Annotated in this window: 18 protein-coding genes; 12 read left to right on the forward strand and 6 right to left on the reverse strand. The window is 69.3% G+C overall.

Going from position 1 to position 17,838, the window contains the following annotated elements; all coding sequences use genetic code 11:
- Positions 1-65: 65 nt before the first annotated feature.
- Entirely contained in the window at positions 66-269 is a 204-nt protein-coding gene (locus tag ACK4SE_RS04800; protein WP_409689312.1) for a hypothetical protein, read from the forward strand.
- A 15-nt stretch (positions 270-284) separates the two neighbouring features.
- Complete coding sequence (locus ACK4SE_RS04805) at positions 285-995, forward strand: Crp/Fnr family transcriptional regulator (RefSeq protein WP_409689313.1); 711 nt, start codon at positions 285-287, stop codon at positions 993-995.
- 3 nt (positions 996-998) lie between these two features.
- Here ACK4SE_RS04805 and ppc read toward each other — a convergent pair whose 3' ends face one another.
- A complete protein-coding gene (gene ppc, locus ACK4SE_RS04810) occupies positions 999-3,695 on the reverse strand; it encodes a phosphoenolpyruvate carboxylase (protein WP_409689315.1) in 2,697 nt (898 codons plus the stop codon).
- Between the two features lie 316 nt (positions 3,696-4,011).
- On the opposite strand from ppc, the gene ffh reads away from it, so the two are divergent.
- From ffh to rimM, 3 genes are all read left to right on the forward strand, one after another.
- Positions 4,012-5,523 (forward strand): signal recognition particle protein, encoded by a 1,512-nt coding sequence (ffh, locus tag ACK4SE_RS04815; protein WP_409689317.1) that lies wholly within the window; start codon positions 4,012-4,014, stop codon positions 5,521-5,523.
- 25 nt (positions 5,524-5,548) lie between these two features.
- Positions 5,549-6,139, forward strand: coding sequence for a 30S ribosomal protein S16 (rpsP, locus tag ACK4SE_RS04820; RefSeq protein ID WP_409689318.1), 591 nt, complete (start codon positions 5,549-5,551; stop codon positions 6,137-6,139).
- A 166-nt stretch (positions 6,140-6,305) separates the two neighbouring features.
- On the forward strand, positions 6,306-6,827 hold the full coding sequence (gene rimM / locus ACK4SE_RS04825; protein ID WP_409689319.1) for a ribosome maturation factor RimM: 522 nt from the start codon (positions 6,306-6,308) through the stop codon (positions 6,825-6,827).
- Here the strand turns inward: rimM and ACK4SE_RS04830 are convergent, their stop codons facing one another.
- Positions 6,828-7,694 (reverse strand): alpha/beta fold hydrolase, encoded by an 867-nt coding sequence (locus ACK4SE_RS04830; protein WP_409689321.1) that lies wholly within the window; start codon positions 7,692-7,694, stop codon positions 6,828-6,830. It lies immediately after the preceding gene.
- On the reverse strand, positions 7,660-8,802 hold the full coding sequence (locus ACK4SE_RS04835) for a mannose-1-phosphate guanylyltransferase (protein ID WP_409689323.1): 1,143 nt from the start codon (positions 8,800-8,802) through the stop codon (positions 7,660-7,662). The genes ACK4SE_RS04830 and ACK4SE_RS04835 overlap by 35 nt, the downstream gene beginning before the upstream one ends.
- 148 nt (positions 8,803-8,950) lie before the next feature.
- Between ACK4SE_RS04835 and ACK4SE_RS04840 the strand changes: the two genes are divergently transcribed.
- Entirely contained in the window at positions 8,951-9,889 is a 939-nt protein-coding gene (locus ACK4SE_RS04840) for a Gfo/Idh/MocA family oxidoreductase (protein WP_409689325.1), read from the forward strand.
- 3 nt (positions 9,890-9,892) lie between these two features.
- Here the strand turns inward: ACK4SE_RS04840 and ACK4SE_RS04845 are convergent, their stop codons facing one another.
- On the reverse strand, positions 9,893-10,351 hold the full coding sequence (locus tag ACK4SE_RS04845) for a MaoC family dehydratase (RefSeq protein ID WP_409689327.1): 459 nt from the start codon (positions 10,349-10,351) through the stop codon (positions 9,893-9,895).
- On the reverse strand, positions 10,348-11,352 hold the full coding sequence (locus ACK4SE_RS04850) for a threonine/serine dehydratase (protein ID WP_409689329.1): 1,005 nt from the start codon (positions 11,350-11,352) through the stop codon (positions 10,348-10,350). The genes ACK4SE_RS04845 and ACK4SE_RS04850 overlap by 4 nt, the downstream gene beginning before the upstream one ends.
- A gap of 46 nt (positions 11,353-11,398) precedes the next feature.
- Here ACK4SE_RS04850 and glpK point away from each other — a divergent pair, with 46 nt between their 5' ends.
- The 4 genes from glpK to ACK4SE_RS04870 all read left to right on the forward strand — a co-directional run bounded on the left by glpK (position 11,399) and on the right by ACK4SE_RS04870 (position 15,365).
- On the forward strand, positions 11,399-12,889 hold the full coding sequence (gene glpK, locus ACK4SE_RS04855) for a glycerol kinase GlpK (RefSeq protein WP_409689331.1): 1,491 nt from the start codon (positions 11,399-11,401) through the stop codon (positions 12,887-12,889).
- Between the two features lie 20 nt (positions 12,890-12,909).
- Entirely contained in the window at positions 12,910-13,977 is a 1,068-nt protein-coding gene (locus ACK4SE_RS04860; protein ID WP_409689333.1) for a phosphotransferase family protein, read from the forward strand.
- A gap of 109 nt (positions 13,978-14,086) precedes the next feature.
- Positions 14,087-14,446 carry a DUF6481 family protein gene (locus tag ACK4SE_RS04865; RefSeq protein WP_409689334.1) on the forward strand — a complete coding sequence of 120 codons (360 nt, stop codon included), beginning with the start codon at positions 14,087-14,089 and terminating at the stop codon, positions 14,444-14,446.
- A gap of 46 nt (positions 14,447-14,492) precedes the next feature.
- Complete coding sequence (locus tag ACK4SE_RS04870) at positions 14,493-15,365, forward strand: pirin family protein (RefSeq protein WP_409689336.1); 873 nt, start codon at positions 14,493-14,495, stop codon at positions 15,363-15,365.
- A gap of 4 nt (positions 15,366-15,369) precedes the next feature.
- Here the strand turns inward: ACK4SE_RS04870 and ACK4SE_RS04875 are convergent, their stop codons facing one another.
- The gene (locus tag ACK4SE_RS04875; RefSeq protein ID WP_409689338.1) at positions 15,370-15,720 is read right to left on the reverse strand and encodes a hypothetical protein; all 351 of its coding nucleotides are present in this window, start codon (positions 15,718-15,720) and stop codon (positions 15,370-15,372) included.
- A gap of 106 nt (positions 15,721-15,826) precedes the next feature.
- On the opposite strand from ACK4SE_RS04875, the gene ACK4SE_RS04880 reads away from it, so the two are divergent.
- Together ACK4SE_RS04880 and metK are read left to right on the forward strand one after the other, a co-directional pair.
- Complete coding sequence (locus ACK4SE_RS04880; protein ID WP_409689340.1) at positions 15,827-16,423, forward strand: type 1 glutamine amidotransferase domain-containing protein; 597 nt, start codon at positions 15,827-15,829, stop codon at positions 16,421-16,423.
- 88 nt (positions 16,424-16,511) lie between these two features.
- Positions 16,512-17,702: a methionine adenosyltransferase gene (gene metK / locus ACK4SE_RS04885; RefSeq protein WP_409689342.1), complete on the forward strand. Its 1,191-nt coding sequence runs from the start codon at positions 16,512-16,514 to the stop codon at positions 17,700-17,702.
- The last annotated feature ends 136 nt before the right edge of the window (positions 17,703-17,838 follow it).

A 17,838-nucleotide genomic window follows, 5' to 3' on the forward strand; every position in this document is an offset into this window, starting at 1 on the left:
GACAGCTTGGCAGGAACCACCTATGGGTGAGTCTCAATGCGCAGGGGGCTGTGCAAGGGGCGTCAGTGAGTATCTACACATTCATGTTTATGGACGCGGCCGGCGTTTCCGCCATGCTGGAGTTCGATGACTGCGCCGATGAGCAGTCCGCGCGCCGTCACGCTCTCGACCTGCTGGCCTCGGCGCCGCATCGCGGGGGCGTCGAATTCTGGGCCGAAGGGGGACAGCCCATGCAGGTGACCGCCGCTGACCTCGCAGTTTCGGGCTAGGCAGTCCGGATGCTGATGAATCAGAAACTGACGGCCAACCGCCTGCTGGGCGCTTTGGGCGAGGCCGATCGAATGGCCCTGTCGCCCTATCTGACCCGCGAGGCCATGGTCAGCGGGCACCTGTTCTACGATCCCGGCGACACCATCCAGCACCTGTATTTCGTCGAGAGCGGCGTGATCTCGCTCATGACCCTGCTGCGCGAAGGCGATGCGGTGGAATGCGGCATGGTGGGTCGCGAGGGGGTTCTCGGCGCCGGGCCGGCGCTGGCCGGGCTGCCGATCTACACCCGCGCCATCTGCCAGGTGTCCGGATCGACCCTGAAGATCGCGGTCGAGGACTTCCTCGGCCTTGTGGACGCTCGTCCCGCGTTCCGGCGCGCCCTGATCCAGTATCTGGAAGGTCTGGCCAATCAGGCCCAGCAGTCGGTGGCCTGCCGCGCCTGGCATCGGGCCGAGGCGCGGTTCTGCCGCTGGCTGCTGGCGGCTTGCGATCAGGCCGGGCGCGACGAGATCGACCTGACCCAGGAGTTCCTGGCCCAGATGCTCGCGGTCCAGCGCACCACCGTCAGCCAGATCGCCGGCGAGATGCAGGCCCTGGGTCTGATCCAGCAGAAGCGCGGCCGCATCGCCATTATCGACCGGCCCGGCACAGAGGCGCGGGCCTGCGAATGCCTGGACGCCAGCCGCGCCCGCTGGAACGACGTCTGGCCGCTCCCGCGAAGCTAAGGCTCAGCCGCTGTTCCGCAGCCCGGCGGCTACCCCGTTGATGGTCAGCAGGATGCCCTCGCGCACGCGGGGATCGTCGTCGCCGGCGCGGCGGCGGCGGATCAACTCGATCTGCACGTGGTTCAGCGGCTCCACGTAGGGCATGCGCAGGCTGATGAGGCGGTCCAGCTCGGGCTGGCCGCCCAGCAGGTCGTCATGGCCGGTGATGGCCAGGACCGCGTCGCGGGTGCGGTCGTGCTCGGACTGGATGGCGCCGAACACCCGCATGGCCAGCGCCTTGTCGGGCACCAGAGAGGCGTAGCGGCGGGCGATGGACATGTCGGCCTTGGCCAGCACCATCTCCAGGTTCTGGACCAGCGTCTTGAAGAACGGCCAGTCCGCCGCCATGGCGCGCAGCTCCTCCTTGTCCGCCGCCTTGACCGCCGAGCCGAAGCCGAACCAGCCGGGCAGCATGACCCGCGACTGGGCCCAGCTGAACACCCAGGGAATGGCGCGCAGGTCCTCGATGGCGGTGGAGGTGGAGCGGGAGGCCGGGCGCGAACCGATCTTGAGGTCGGCGATCTCGGCGATGGGGGTGGCGGCGCGGAAATAGTCCACGAAACCGGGCGTGTCGTAGACCACGGCCCGGTAGGCGGCCATGGAGGCGCGCGAAAGGGTCTGCATGGTTTCCCCGTGGCGCCCCGTCAGGCTGTCGTCGGCGGGCGGGCGCAGGGAGTTCAGCAGCACGCCGCAGGTCAGGGCGTCCAGATTGCGGGCCGCCACTTCAGGCTCGCCGTACTTGTTGGCGATGACCTCGCCCTGTTCGGTGATGCGGATGCGTCCGGCCACGGTCCCCTGCGGCTGGGCCACCACGCCCGCGAAGGACGAGCCGCCGCCCCGGCCGACGGTGCCGCCCCGGCCGTGGAACAGCTGCAGCTTCAGGCCCGCCGCCTGGGTCACGTCCAGCAGTGCGCGCGAGGCCTCATGCAACTCCCAGGTCGAGGTCAGGTAGGAGCCGTCCTTGTTGGAATCCGAATAGCCGATCATCACTTCCTGAACGCCGCGCGCCCGGGCCACCGCGAGGGCGGACGGCTCGGCCATGAGGCGCTCCAGCGTGGGCCGGGAAGCGCGCAGATCCTCGATGGTCTCGAACAGGGGCGCGGCCTGGATGGGGCATTCCTCCGGCGCCTCGGGCCGGTACAGCCCCACTTCCTTGAGCAGCAGGTAGACCTCCAGCATGTCCGAGGCCGAGGTGGTCTTGGACACGATGTGGGTGCGCACGGCGTCGGGACCGTAGAGCCGCAGGGCCTCGCCGGCCGCAGCCAGGATGGCGCGCTCTTTCAGCGTTTCCTCGCCATAGTCTGCATACGGAGAGAATAGCGGACGAGAGGATTCCAGCTCAGCGGCCAGCAGGGACAGCCGGCCCTCCTCGTCGAGGGCCAGATAGTCGTCGCACACCCCGGCCACCTTGAGCAGATCGGCCACCACGCGCTCGTGCACGTCGGAGTTCTGGCGCAGGTCTACCGTGGCCATGTGGAAGCCGAACACGTCCACGGCGGTGATCAGGCGGTTGAGGGAGTCGTCGGCGAACACCGCGCCGTGGTTCTCAGTCAGGGAGGCGTGCAACACCTGAAGATCAGCGCGGAAGCCGGCGGGACCTTCATACGGCGGCGCCTCGAACCGGGCGGGGCGGGGGGCCTGAACGCGGGTCAGCAGCGGGAAGGTGGCCGAAAGCCTGGCGTAGATGTGGCTGAGCGCCTTGCGATAGGGCTCGTCGGCGCGGTGATCGGAGGTGTCGCCGGACCCCTCGGCCAGGGCCTTCATCCCGGGGCTGATGCGGGCCAGGGCTCCGGACAGGCTGAGCTCGGCGCCGAGCGCATGCACCTGATCCATGTAGTGGGCCAGCACGGCGCGGGACTGGGTGCGGAAGGCGGCGCTGAGCACCTCGGCGTTGACGTTGGGATTGCCGTCCCGGTCGCCGCCGACCCAGCTGCCGATCTTCAGGAAGGGCTTGAGGTCCGGGGCCTCCAGCAGGTCGCGCCAGGCGTGCAGCCGCTCGGGCGCCACGTTCAGGAACACGCGCTCGAGGAAGGATACCACGGTATTGATCTCGTCCTGCACCACCAGACGGCTCTGGCGCACCAGACGGGTGGCCCACAGGATGACGATCTGACGGCGCAGGCCCGCGTTGCGCCGCTCGATGTCGCAGGTGGCGCCGCCTTTGTCGCAGGCGTCCAGCAGGTCGCTGACCCCGGCGATGCGATCGATGACGCTCTTGCGGCGCACCTCCGACGGGTGGGCGGTCAGGACCGGCGAGATCAGGGACTGGGACAGCAGGTCGCGGATCTCGCCCACGCCCACGCCCTGATCGGCCAGGCGCTTGAGGGCCCCGGCGGGGGTGTCAGGCCGGGCCGCGGCCTCCGCCTGATCGAGGGCGCGGCGCTTGCCGGCCCGGTCCTCGGCGATGTTGGCCAGCAGCGAGAAGGCCGCGAAGCCGTGGGCCAGCCCCACCGCCTGATCCAGATCGATGTCCTTGAGCAGGGCCTCCAGAGCCTCGGCGTCGCCGTCGTCGTCGCGGTGATAGGACACAGAGGCCTGACGCACCGCCTCGATGCGGTCGAACAGCGGCTGGCCGCCCTCGTCGCGGATGACCTCGCCGAGCATCGCGCCCAGCAGGCGGATTTCGTCACGCAAGGTCTCGTCGGCGGCGTTGGGCGTCATGGTGTGTCCTGAAAGCTCGGGGAGGCGCACAGTCTGACCCCAAAAGGGGGGCGGTGGCGATAGAACCAGGCTGTTTTTTGCTCCCCTGAAACGGTTTGTGCGCGGGATTGATCCGGATTCGACAAACGTCCGGAATTCGCGCATAAGCCGCCGCTTCCGGCGCAAGTGAACCTTCGCGTCTCCACCATCACGACCCCCGCCCGGCGCGATAGCGCCAGGGATGCGGACGAGGATGGCGAGAACCCTCTGCCGACGTGATCGTCGCCAGAGGCCATTTCTCTATGGGGACAGGTTCATCGCCAAACGAGGTTTGTGAATGTTCGAGGCTCTGAACGAGCGACTGACAGGCGTCTTCGACCGGATCACCGGTCGCGGCGCCCTGTCCGAAAAGGACATCGCCGAGGCCATGCGCGAGGTGCGCGTGGCCCTGCTCGAGGCCGACGTGGCCCTGCCCGTGGTCAAGGACTTCATCGCCTTCGCGTCCGAGCGCGCCCAGGGCGAGGACGTGATCCGCTCGGTCAAGCCGGCCGATCAGGTCGTCAAGATCGTCCACGACGGCCTGATCGAGATGCTGGGCGGCGAAGAGCCGGTTCCGCTGAACCTGAACGCCACGCCGCCGGCCGTCATCCTGATGAGCGGCCTGCAAGGCTCGGGCAAGACCACCACCTCGGCCAAGCTGGCGCTGAAGCTGACCAGGACCGAGCGCAAGAAGGTCATGATGGCCTCGCTGGACACCCGGCGTCCGGCGGCCATGGAGCAGCTGGAGACCCTCGGCAAGCAGATCGAGGTCGCCACCCTGCCCATCGTCAAGGGCGAGAGCGCGGTCCAGATCACCCGGCGGGCCCTTCAGGCGGCCAAGCTGCAGGGCTTCGACGTCCTGATCCTGGATACGGCCGGCCGAACCACCCTGGATGAGGCCATGATGGCCGAGGCGGCCGAGGTCGCGGCGATCTCCAAGCCCGTCGAGACCATTCTGGTGGCCGACAGCCTGACCGGTCAGGACGCGGTGCGCACCGCCCGGGCCTTCCACGAGCGCCTGCCCCTGACCGGCCTGATCCTGACCCGCGCGGACGGCGACGGCCGCGGCGGCGCCATGCTGTCCATGCGCGCGGTCACCGGCCTGCCGATCAAGTATCTGGGCGCCGGCGAGAAGGTCGATGCGCTGGAGGTGTTCGACGCCCGCCGCGTGGCCGGACGCATCCTGGGCCAGGGCGACATCGTGGCCCTGGTGGAGAAGGCCTCCGAGGAGCTGGACCAGGTCAAGGCCGAGAAGATGGCCAGGAAGCTGGCCAAGGGTCAGTTCGATCTGGACGATCTGGCGGGCCAGCTGGCGCAGATGAAGCGCATGGGCGGGCTGCAGGGCATCATGGGCATGCTGCCCGGGGCTGCCAAGATGAAGGCCCAGATGGCCAATGCGAACATCGACGACAAGGTGATCTCGCGTCAGGAAGCCATCATCAGCTCCATGACCAGGGCCGAGCGCAAGAAGCCGGACGTGCTGAACGCCAGCCGCAAGCGCCGCATCGCCGCGGGCGCCGGGGTCGAGGTGCAGGAGATCAACCGCCTGCTGAAACAGCACCGCCAGATGGCCGACGCGGTCAAGGCGCTGTCCAAGGGCGGCGGCAAGAACCTGCAGAAGATGGCCGCCATGATGGGCATGGGCGGCGGCCAGGACATGGCGCGGCTGCAGGCCATGGGCGGCGGCAAGCTGCCGCCTCCCGACCCCGAGAAACTGAAATCGATGCTGCCGGGCCTGGGTGCGCCCGGCGGCCCCGACCTTCCCCCCGGCGGGCTTCCCGGCCTTCCCGGGTTCCCTCCGAAGAAATAACGACTTCTAACGAAAGAGACTGAAAATGCTGAAGATTCGTCTGAGCCGCGGTGGCGCCAAGAAGCGTCCCTACTACCACATCGTGGTGGCTGACTCTCACTCGCCGCGCGACGGCAAGTTCATCGAGCGCGTGGGCAGCTATAACCCCATGCTGCCCAAGGACCACGCCGAGCCCCGCGTGAAGCTGAAGACCGACCGCATCTCGGAATGGCTCAAGAAGGGCGCCCAGCCCACCGACCGCGTGGCCCGCTTCCTGAGCCAGGACGAGGCCCTCGCCGGTCAGGTCACCTGGACCCAGGGTAACAACCCGAACCGCGCCCAGCCGGGCAAGAAGGCCCAGGAGCGCGCCGCCGAGCGCGCCCAGCGCGAAACCGACCGCGCCGAGGCCGAAGCCGCCGCCAAGGAAGAGGCCAAGGCCGCTGCTGAAGCCGCCGCCGCCGCGCCCAAGGAAGAAGAAGCCCCGGCCGTTGAAGAGCCCGCCGCCGAGGCCCCCGCTGCTGAAGAGGCCGCGCCGGCTGAAGAGGCTGCGCCTGCTGAAGCCGCCGCTGAAGAGGCCCCGGCCGCCGAGGAAGCCCCCGCTGCCGAACAGGCGACCGAGGAAAAGACCGAGGCTTAATCCTCCTCTTCCTTCTCCCCTTGAGGGAGAAGGTGGGCGCCGTCAGGCGCCCGGATGAGGGGTATGGCGAACGCGGAGTGAGATAGATGATACTGAGCGGCTTCAACCAGCCCCCTCATCCGTCTCGCTCCGCGAGCCACCTTCTCCCCCGAGGGGAGAAGGGAGAATGACGCCTCGCCTCATCCTCGTGGGCCAGGTGGCCGGGGGCTTCGGGGTGCGGGGCGAGGTGCGGGTGACCGCCTTCACCGCCGATCCCCTGGCGCTGAAGGCCTACGGCCCGTTGCTGCGCGCCGACGGCTCGGTCGGCCTGACCCTGACCACGGCCCGCGCCGCCAAGGGCGCGGTGATCGGCCGGGCGAAGGAAATCGAGACCAAGGAACAGGCCGACGCCCTGCGCGGCCTGAAGCTGTTCGTCCCGCGCGAGCGCTTCCCCGCGCCGGACGAGGACGAGGTCTATGTCACCGACCTGATCGGGCTGGAGGCGCGGGACCCGGAGGGGCGCGTGCTGGGACGCGTCAAGGCGGTGCAGAATTTCGGCGCCTCGGACATGCTGGAGATCACGCCCGCCGAGGGCGGCCAGACCTGGTACCTGCCCTTCACCCTTGAGGCGACGCCCGAGCTGCACATCGCCGATGGCTGGATTCTGGCTGTGCGCCCGACCGAGGTGGGCGAGCGCGAGCCGGACTGATCAGCCCACGTCCCTGAGGAAGGCCAGGATCGCATCGCGTGCCGCCGGTTCGTCCAGCATGGGGGCGTGGCCGACGCCGGGGACCTCCACGAAATCCATGTGCGGGGCTGCCTCGCGCATGCGGCCGGCGATGTCCGGGCTGAGCAGATCTGAGGTCGCGCCGCGCACCAGCATGAGTCTGCGGCCCTGCGCGAGATTGCGGAAGGCGGGCCACAGGTCGGGGACCAGGGCGTCCTTGCCCGCTGCGCGCATGGGCGCGGTGATGTCGGGGGCGTAGTCCAGCACCGGAACCCTGTCCGGCCCCTCGCGGAACACGCGCCGCGCAAAGGTCATCCAGTCGTCCGGGCCATAGTGGGGCAGGGCCGCGCCGTTGGTGCGCCGGGCGTAGTCGGCGGCGTCTTCCCAGCTGCGGATCTCCACCGTCTGGCCGGTGTAGGACGCGATGCGGGCCAGGCCCTCTGGGGCCACCTCCGGCCCGATGTCGTTGAGGATGGCGGCGGCGACCCGCTCCGGCGCCATGGCGGTCAGGACCATGGTGATCAGCCCCCCCATGGAGGTGCCCAGAAACACCGCCCGTCCGACGCCGGCCTGATCCATCAGGGCCAGCACGTCTTTCGCATAGATCGGCGGCTGATAGGTCATGGGATCGGCCGCGCGGTCCGACCGGCCCCGCCCGCGGACGTCCAGCGCCAGCACCCGCCGGCCCGTGGCGGCGATCAGGGGGGCGATGGTTCCGAAATCGGCGCTGTTGCGGGTCAGGCCGTGGATGGCGATCACCGGCAGACGCGCGGGGCCCTCTGCGCCCGGATAGTCGCGGGCGTAGAGGCTCAGCTCATCGGAGGTCCAGCGGCGGTCGGTGAAGATCATTGGGTGCTCCCTGTTGGGGCGCCGACCCTAATTCATCGACAGCGGAATTAAAGACCCGAACCGCAAGGGCTGTGGACATGGCCCCCACCTCCTGGGCGCGGGACCGGGGCATGACCAGCACCCCGCCGGGGGTGGAGACCACCACCACATCGGTCATGCCGAGGACCGCCACCGGGGGGCCGCCGCCGTTCCAGACCAGACAGCCGGAGGACTCCACCACCGTGGCGGACCCCTGCAGATGGTTGTCGGCCGGGTCGCGGCCCGAGGCGGACCACAGGGCGTTCCAGCAGCCCACGTCACGCCATCCCACGTCGCAGGTTCTCATGGCCAGCCGGTCGCTGTGCTCGATCACGGCTCGATCCAGCGAGAGGGACGGTCCGGGCGCGGCGGCCAGGGCGACGCGCGAACCCCGTCTTTCGGCGCCGGTCCAGGCGGCCTCGGCGCGGGCTGCGACGGTCGGCGCGTGGCGAACGATCTGCCCCTGAAAAGCACTCGCCCGGCCCAGGAACAGACCCATGTTCCAGCCCCATTCGCCCTCGGCGATCATGGCCGTCGCTGTTTCCCGCGCGGGTTTCTCGATGAACCGCTCGATGTGGTGCAGGCCGCCGGACAAGCTCCGGCCTTGCCGCATGTAGCCGTAGCCGGTCTCGGGCGACTCCGGCCGGGCCGAGAACAGGACGAGATCGTCGCCCGCGCCCCCGGCGGCGGCCATGACAGCGGTGCGAAAACCCTGCGAGTCCCTGATGTGATGGTCGGCGGGCGCAATCAGAACCATGGCGTCCGGCGCGATGTCCGTGGCCGCCTGGATCGCACAGGCGGTGGCCATGGCCGTGCCGCCGGGCTCGGCCTCCACCACTATCATGGCGGGACGCACGCCGATGGCGCGCAACTGGGCCCGCACCAGATCCTCGTGGGCGGCGGCGCAGACAATAATCGGGGCCAGGAACGGGGCGGCGGGCGAGGGGGCCAATCGGCGCACCGTGGCCTGAAGAAGGGTTTCGTCGCCCGCGAGGGGATGAAACGGCTTGGGCCGCTCGGCGGTGGACAGGGGCCACAGGCGCGAGCCGGACCCGCCGCACAGGATCACCGGCAGGACGCTGTGGTCCATCCTTCAGCCCTCCCAGACCGCCCGGAGGCACCCTAGAGAAAAAGGTTAACGCGTAGCAAGCGGCAACCGGAGTTGAGCGCTCGGGCGTGGCGCGCGAGGCCGTCGCTTGTTAGGAGGCGCCCAGACGTTTCATCGCGAAGGCCAGACCATGCTCCAGTCCGCCCCCGACATCCTCAAGGCTGGCGTCGCCGGCGCCGGCGTCATGGGCCGCAACCACGCCCGCGTCCTGGCCGAGGTCCAGGGCGTGGACCTGACCACCATCTTCGATCCCGACGCCGTGACGGGCCAGGGCGTGGCGGACCTGTACGGCGCCGCCGCCGTCACCACCGCCGAGGCCTTCGTTGACGCCGGGCTGGACTGCGCCGTGGTGGCGACGCCGAACCGATTTCACGCCGATCTGGGCGTGGCCCTGCTGGAAAAGGGCGTCCATGTGCTGGTGGAAAAGCCCATCGCGCCCACGGTCAAGGACGCCCAGCGCATGATCGACGCAGCCAAGGCGAACGGCCGCGTGCTGATGGTGGGCCACGTAGAGCGCTTCAATCCGGCGGTAGAGACCGTGCGCCGGGCCATCGCCGACGAGGACGTCATCTCCATCCAGGTGACGCGGGTGGGGCCCTTCCCGCCGCGCATGGGCGAGGTGGGCGTGGTCATCGATCTGGCGGTGCACGACATCGACATCATTCGCCACCTGACCGGCTCGGAGATCACCGAGGTCCAGCCCCAGCTGGCCCGCACCCGCGCCGAGCGCGAGGACACCGCCCTGCTTCAGTTCAGGCTGGAGAACGGGGTCATCGCCCACATCACCACCAACTGGCTGACCCCCTACAAGACCCGCACCCTGCAGGTGGCCACCCGCGGCAAGTTCGTGGTGGCGGACCTGATCACCCGCCAGGTGACCGAATATTTCGGCCAGCAGGCTGACGGCTCCTACTCCACCCGCATGCTGAACAGCTGGCCCGCCGAGCCGCTCAAGCTGGAGCTCGAAGCCTTCGTGCACGCCATCCGCACCGGCGAGGCGCCCGCCGTCACCGGTCAGGACGGGCTGAAGAATCTGGAAGTGGCGCTGCGGTGTCTGGGCGAGGGGTGAGCCTCACTCCACCATCTGCATGCCCAGCCATTCGGCGATGAGCGCGGGCTTGTCGCCGCCTTCGATCTCGACGGTGACCTCGTGTTTCAGCAGCCAGCGGCCGCCGCCCTTGTCGTCGGCGGCGAGCAGCTTGAACCGCGCGCGGACCCGCGACCCGGACGGCACGGGGGCGAGGAAGCGGACCTTGTCGAATCCATAGTTGACGCCCATCACCACGCCCTCCAGCGGGGCGACCCCGTCGAAGGACATGCGCGACAGCAGCGACAGGGTGAGAAAGCCGTGGGCGATGGTCCCGCCGAAGGGCGTGGCCTTGGCCGCCTCAGGGTCCACATGGATGAACTGGCGGTCCTCGGTGATGTCGGCAAAGGCGTCGATGCGGGCCTGATCGACCGTGATCCAGTCCGAGACGCCGACCTCGGTTCCGATCAGGCCGGACAGGGCGGACGGGGCAATGGGGGTCATGGGCGGGCTCCTTTGAAACGGCCTTCGATGATCTGGGCGAACAGCGCCGGGTCGATATTGCCGCCGGATAGGACGATGGCCGTGGTCAGCCCCCGGGCCTCCACCTTGCCGGCCAGCAGGGCGGCCAGCGACACCGCGCCGCCGGGCTCCACCACCAGCTTCAGCGTCCGGAAGGCGTAGGCGACGGCGTCGGCGACCTCGTCGTCCGACACCGTGACGACCCGCTCCAGTCGGCGGTTGATGGGAAAGGTCAGTTCGCCCGGCCGATCGGTCATCAGGGCGTCGCAGATGGACGGCGCGGCGACCGGCGGATATGTGACACGCTCGCCGGCGGCCAGCGACAGCTGGGTGTCGTTGTAGGCCTCGGGCTCGACGCCGATCACCCGCGTGTCGGGCCAGCGCGCCGCCATGGCCAGGTTGATTCCCGCGATCAACCCTCCGCCCGAGGCGCCGCACAACAGTTGATCGGCCGGTTCCGCCCCGAGGTCAGCGGCCTGGTCGACGATCTCCAGCCCGGTCGTTCCCTGCCCCTCGATGATGAAGGGGTCGTCGAAGGGCCGCACCAGCACCGACCCGCGCTCGCGGGCGACCGCCTCGCCGATGGCCTCGCGGCTTTCGGTGTAGCGGTCATAGAAGCGGACCTCGCCGCCGAAGGCGTGGACCCCCTCGACCTTCACCTTCGGACTGTCGGCGGGCATGACGATCAGGGCGCGGGTCCCCATCATGCGGGCGGCGGCGGCCACCGCCTGGGCGTGGTTGCCCGAGGAATAGGCCACCACTCCGCGCGCCTTCTCGTCTTCCGTCAGGCGGCTGATGCGGTTGTAGGCGCCGCGGAACTTGAAGGCGCCCGCCACCTGCAGGGTTTCGGCCTTCAGCAGCACCCGTCCGCCGGCCCGCTCGTTCAGGGCGGGATGCTCGATCAGCGGCGTGCGCACAGCGGCGGGAGCGATCTGTCGGGCGGCGTCCAGAACGCCTTCGAAGGAGGGAGCGGAATCGGTCATGAACCTCACTTAGCGTAACGCGCGGATCATCGCTAAGGTGGTTCGCATGAGCGGATTGATCCTCGCCATCGACCAGGGCACCACCTCCACCCGCGCCATCGCCTTCGAGGGGGCGGTGGAGGACGCGGTGCGGCCCGTGGCCGTAAGCCAGATCGAGCTGGCCCAGCATTTCCCGCAGTCCGGCTGGGTCGAACACGACGCCGCCGAAATCTGGCGCGCCACCCTGCAGACCTGTCGCGAGGTGATCCGCAAGGCGGGCGGCGCGGCGCGGTTTTCGGCCATCGGCATCACCAACCAGCGCGAGACCGCCGTGCTGTGGGACCGCAAGACCGGCGAGCCGCTGCACCGGGCCGTGGTCTGGCAGGACCGCCGCACCGCGGACGTGGCCGCGGGCCTGCGCGAGGCCGGCCATGAGGCCATGGTCCAGGCGGCCACGGGGCTGGTGCTGGACCCCTATTTCTCGGCCACCAAATTCGCCTGGCTGCTGGATGCGGTTCCCGGCGCCCGCGACCGGGCCGAGGCGGGCGAGCTGTGTCTGGGCACCATCGACGCCTGGCTGATCTGGAACCTGACCGGCGGGCGCAGCTTCGTCACCGACGCCTCCAACGCCTCGCGGACCCTGCTGATGGACCTGAAGACCGTGCAGTGGCGGGGCGATCTGTGCGACCTGTTCCGGGTCCCGGCCGCCGCCCTGCCGGAAATTCGGGGCTGCGCCGAGGTGCTGGGCGAAAGCGAGCCCAGCCTGTTCGGCCACGCCCTGCCCATCGCCGGATGCGCGGGGGACCAGCAGGCGGCGCTGGTGGGTCACGGGGCGCTGGAAGCGGGCGAGGCCAAGATCACCTACGGCACCGGGGCCTTTCTGGTGGTCAACACGGGCGACACGCCGGTGGCCTCCACCAATCGACTGTTGACGACGCTTGGTTACCGGGTCGGCGATCGCACCGCCTATGCGCTGGAGGGCGCCATTTTCTCCGCCGGGTCGACGATCCAGTGGTTGCGGGATCAGATGGGGCTGATCGGCGCCTCGCGGGACTCCGAAGGCGTGGCGCAGTCCCTGAGCGACAACGGCGGGGTCTATCTGGTGCCCGGTTTCACCGGCCTGGGCGCGCCGTGGTGGGAGGCGGAGGCGCGAGGCGCCATCACCGGCCTGTCGCGCGGGACCGGCCCGGCCCATGTGGTGCGGGCGGGGCTGGAGTCCCTCGCCTATCAGACCCGCGATCTGCTGGACGCCCTGGCCGCCGACGGCTCGCCGCGGCCGGCGGTGCTGAAGGTGGATGGCGGGGTCACCGCCAACGCCTTCGCCATGCAGTTCATCGCCGACATCTGCGAGGTGACGGTGGAGCGTCCCGCTTTTCAGGAGATGACCGCCCTGGGCGCCGCGCGGCTGGCGGCGCTGGGCTGCGGCCTGACCGCCGACCTGCCCCGCGCCTCGGGCGAGGCCCCCGCCCGCTGGACGCCCCGCATGAAGCCGGAAGACCGCGACCGCCTGCTGACCGGATGGAACAAGGCGGTCCGGGCCGCCATCGCCGCCGCCTGATCCAAAAAGAAGAAGACGCCATGGAAACGCCTGACCCCCAGACCGCCTTCGCCGGCACCCGCCCCGTCGATCCCCGCCACGCCTTTGACGTGGCCGCGCTGGAGCGCTGGATGGCGGATCATGTGGCGGACTACGCCGGGCCGCTCAGCGTCAACCAGTTCAAGGGCGGGCAGTCGAACCCCACCTATGAGCTGGTCACGCCCGGCCGCACCTATGTGCTGCGCCGCAAGCCGCCGGGTAACTTGCTGCCCTCGGCCCATGCGGTGGACCGGGAGTTCCGCGTCATCTCGGCCCTGGCAAAGCAGGGCTTTCCCGTCGCCCGGGCTTACGCCCTGTGCGAGGACGCGGATGTGATCGGCTCCATGTTCTATGTGATGGACAAGGTGGAGGGCCGCATCCTGTGGGACCTGAAGCTGCCGGGGATGGAGCCCGATCAGCGCCGGGCCATCTATGACGCCCAGACGGATACGCTGGCCCGGCTGCACGCCATCGATCCGGAGGCGGCGGGTCTGGTCGACTACGGTCGGCCCGGCAACTATTTCGCCCGGCAGGTGGGGCGGTGGTCCAAACAGTATGCGGCGTCGGAGACCGGGACCATTGCCGCCATGGACCGGCTGATGGCCTTCCTGCCCGACAGCCTGCCGCCGGAAGGCCCGGCGCGGATCGTCCACGGCGACTGGCGGCTGGACAACATGATCCTGGCGCCGGACCGGGCCGAGGTTCTGGCGGTGCTGGACTGGGAGCTGTCGACCCTGGGCGACCCCATGGCGGACCTGTCCTACTATCTGATCGGCTGGGTCATTCCGGCCAGCCAGCGCAACGGCGTGGGCGGGGCGGACCTGAAGGCGCTGGGCATTCCGACGGTGGAGGAGACGGTGGACCGCTACGCCGCCACGACCGGCATGCGCCCCGCCAATCTGGACTGGCTGATGGCCTACAACCTGTTCCGGCTGGCGGCGATCTGTCAGGGCATCGCCGGGCGGGTGCGCGACGGGACCGCCTCCAGCCCCCAGGCGGTGGCCACCGCCGCGCAGGTTCACCCCCTGTCAGAAGCCGCCTGGAGCTTTGCGCAGAAGGCCGGAGCCTGAGTCTTTCTCGCGCGTTGTCTTGATTATCGCCCCAATTCCGCGTTAGCCCGCTCCTCCTTGAGCGCCGCCCCGGCTGCGCCGCACGCAGCACTGGAAATTCTCGCTCCGCATGAGAGATCTGAAACAAACCGGCTTCACCGACCGCATCGCGGCCCAGCAGGCCCGCAAGAAGGCGCTTCTTGAAGGCTTCAAGCCCAAGGCCGCCCAGCCGGACCCCGAGTTCGACAAGCTGGCCGAGAAGCGCGCCGCCGAGAAGGACGCCATCCGCGCCCAGCACGACGCGGAAAAGGCCGAGAAGAAGCGCCTGGCCGCCGAGAGCACCGCCGCCCGCGAGGCCGAGGCGCAGGAAGCCCAGGAGGCTGTCGACGCCGAACGTCGGGGCGCCCGCAAGGAACGCAAGGCCCTGACCAAGGCCGAACAAAAGGCGGCCCGCGACGCCCGCTACGCCCGCCGCAAGGCCGGCCGCTAACCACATCGATCTGGTCAGGCCGCATCCGCCACATTATCTGTGGCGGATGACCGCGCTCACATCCCGCACCGTCGCCCGCCTGCATCCCGCCCAGCGGGACGACATCGGCGACCTGATCACCCGTCGCCCCCTGCCGGGACCGGACCTTCCGCAGGTGGATCCGTTCCTGTTCCTGAACCATCACGGGCCGCAGACCTATGCCCCGAACAACCGGGGCCTGCCGTTCGGGCCGCACCCGCACCGGGGCTTCGAGACCGTCACCTTCATTCTGGACGGCGAGCTGTCGCACGCGGATTCCGGCGGCGGTGAAAGCATCATCGGGCCGGGCGGGGTGCAGTGGATGACGGCCGGCTCCGGCCTGATCCACGCTGAACTTTCTCCCGCCAGCTTCAAGCGCGACGGCGGGCCGATGGAAATCCTGCAACTGTGGGTGAACCTGCCGTCACGGCTGAAGATGACGGCGCCCAACTATGTTGGGCTGCAGGCCCCTGACATTCCCAAGGTCGCGCTGGATGGCGGCCGGGTCACCGTCGAGGCGGTGTCTGGCCGCTGGGCCGGGACCGAGGCGCCGATCCAGTCCCTGATCGACATCCAGATGGCGGTGGTTCGCCTCAAGGCGGGCGGGACGTTTGAGTCACCCGTCGCGCCGGGGCGCAACGTCTTTCTCTATGTGGTCCGCGGTGAAGTGACTGTAGGGGGCTCCCCGGTCGCCGCATGGAACCTCGCCAAGTTGAACGATGACGGCGACGCGGTGGTCCTTGAGGCCTCAGGCGAGGCGGTGGTTCTGCTGGGTCATGCCGCGCCGATCGGCGAGCCGGTCTTCGCCCACGGACCGTTCGTGATGAACACCCGCGAAGAGATCATCCAGGCGGTGCAGGACTATCAGGCCGGCAAGTTCGGGCCGCCGCCGCCGGTCTGACCCGTCAGTCGGGCGCCCGCTCCAGCCAGTCGTCGATCTGGGTCATCGCCTCGCGGGTGCGGCGATGGCGGGCGCTGCTTTCCTCCGGGTCGACCGGCGGCGGCGCATAATCAATATAGGGCGCGGGCGGCTGGCGGGCCGCCTCCAGCTCGCGCAGGGTCAGCCGCGTCTCCGCATCCAGACGGCGGGCCGTGTCGGTGCGGGCGTCGGCCTGAAGGCGCAGGCTCTCCATCCGGGCCTGATGGCGCTCGACCTGATAACGGTGGGGATCGGCCTCGTAGGGCGCGATCTGGGCGTGAGCCGCACCGGAAGCGGTCAGCAGGCCGATCAGGATCAGTCCGGTCAGGGTGCGCATGCCTGCAAGATGCGGCGTATCCGCCCGTTCTCCAAGCGTGGCCGCAACTCCCGGCCGCCTCCCGGGTTGGTCAGGCTCATGCGAGCAACCACAGGAGGACCGCATCATGGCCCAGACACTGAACGGCAAGACCATCGCCATCCTGGCCACCGACGGCTTTGAACAGGTCGAACTGACCGAACCCATGAAGGCGCTCAAGGACGCGGGCGCGACCGTGGAGATCGTCTCGCCGAAACAGGGCGAAATCCAGGGCTTCAACCATTTTGACAAGGGCGACACCACCAAGGTGGATCGCGCCGTCAGCGTTGCGGACGCCTCGGCCTACGCCGGCCTGTTGCTGCCGGGCGGGGCCCATAACCCCGACACCCTGCGCGTCGATGAGGACGCATTGAAATTCGTCCGCGCCTTCTTCGACGCCGGAAAGCCGGTGGCCGCCATCTGCCACGCGCCGTGGATCCTGATCGACGCGGGCGTGGTCGAGGGTCGCAAGCTGACCAGCTACAAGACCATCCGAACGGACCTGCGCAACGCCGGCGCCGAGGTGGTGGACGAAGAGGTTGTCGTGGACAAGGGCCTGGTCACCAGCCGCGATCCCGACGACCTGCCCGCCTTCTGCGCAAAGATGATCGAGGAATTCGCCGAGGGCCGACACGAGGGCCAGGCCGAGGCGGCGCAGGACGCAGGCCGCCCCGTCGCCCACTGACGGACCTGCGGCTCATGGTCGAGAACACTTGAAGATATAAGGATATCTTTATATGGCTGGCGCTTCCTCGAACACCGGAGCCTCGCCCGTGAGCCGCACCTCCTTCGTCTTCACCTCGGAAAGCGTGTCCGAAGGCCACCCCGACAAGGTGTCCGACCGCATCTCCGACACCATCGTCGATCTGTTCATGGCCAAGGATCCCGAAGCGCGGGTGGCGTGCGAGACCCTGACCACCACCAACCGCGTGGTGCTGGCGGGGGAAATCCGGGGCAAGGGCATCTGGGAGAACGGAGCCTGGGCTCCGGGCGTCGAGGCCGAGATCGAGGACGCCGTGCGCGCGGCGGTGAAGGACATCGGCTATGAGCAGGACGGCTTCCACTGGAAGCACCTGACCTTCGAGAACCATCTGCACGGCCAGTCCGCCGACATCGCCGTTGGCGTCGACGCCGCCGAGGGCAAGGACGAGGGCGCGGGCGACCAGGGCATCATGTTCGGCTATGCGTCGAACGAGACGTCCGAGCTGATGCCGGCCACCCTGGCCTATAGCCACCGCATCCTGAAGCGACTGGCAGAGCTGCGTCATGGCGGCGAAAAGCGGCTTGAGCCCGACGCCAAGAGCCAGGTCAGCCTGTTCTACGAGAACGGCGTCCCGGTGCGCGCCACCGCCATCGTCGTCTCGACCCAGCACGCCAAAGGCATGACCCAGGCTGACGTGGCCGCTCTGGTCAAGCCGGTGGTGACCGAGGTGCTGCCCGAGGGCTTCATCACCGACGCGACCGTCTGGCACATCAATCCCACGGGCGTGTTCGAGATCGGCGGCCCGGACGGCGACGCCGGCCTGACCGGCCGCAAGATCATCGTCGACACCTACGGCGGCGCGGCCCCCCACGGCGGTGGCGCGTTCAGCGGCAAGGACTGCACCAAGGTGGACCGCTCGGCCGCCTATGCGGCCCGCTATCTGGCCAAGAACGTGGTGGCGGCCGGCCTGGCCGATCGCTGCACCATCCAGCTCAGCTACGCCATCGGCGTGGCCAAGCCCCAGTCGGTCCACGTGGACCTGCACGGCACCGGCAAGATTTCAGAGGACGTGCTGGAGCGCGAACTGCCCGCCATGATCGGCGGCGCCACGCCGCGCGCCATCCGCGAGCATCTGGGCCTGAACAAGCCCATCTACGCCCGCACCGCCGCCTATGGGCATTTCGGCCGCGAGCCGGAGGCCGACGGCGGCTTCAGCTGGGAACGCACCGACCTGACCGACAAGCTGAAGGCCCTGGTCTGATAGACGCGCCCCTCTCCCGATGGGAGAGGGCTGCGCGCACGGATGCGTCAGCATCCGTCCTTCGCGCGCAGGGTGAGGGTTCGGTGGTCGCCTTCTGGTCCAACCGGCCCTCATCCCCCGCGCCAGAACCTCCGCT

Source organism: Brevundimonas sp., from assembly GCF_046293315.1.
GTDB lineage: Bacteria > Pseudomonadota > Alphaproteobacteria > Caulobacterales > Caulobacteraceae > Brevundimonas.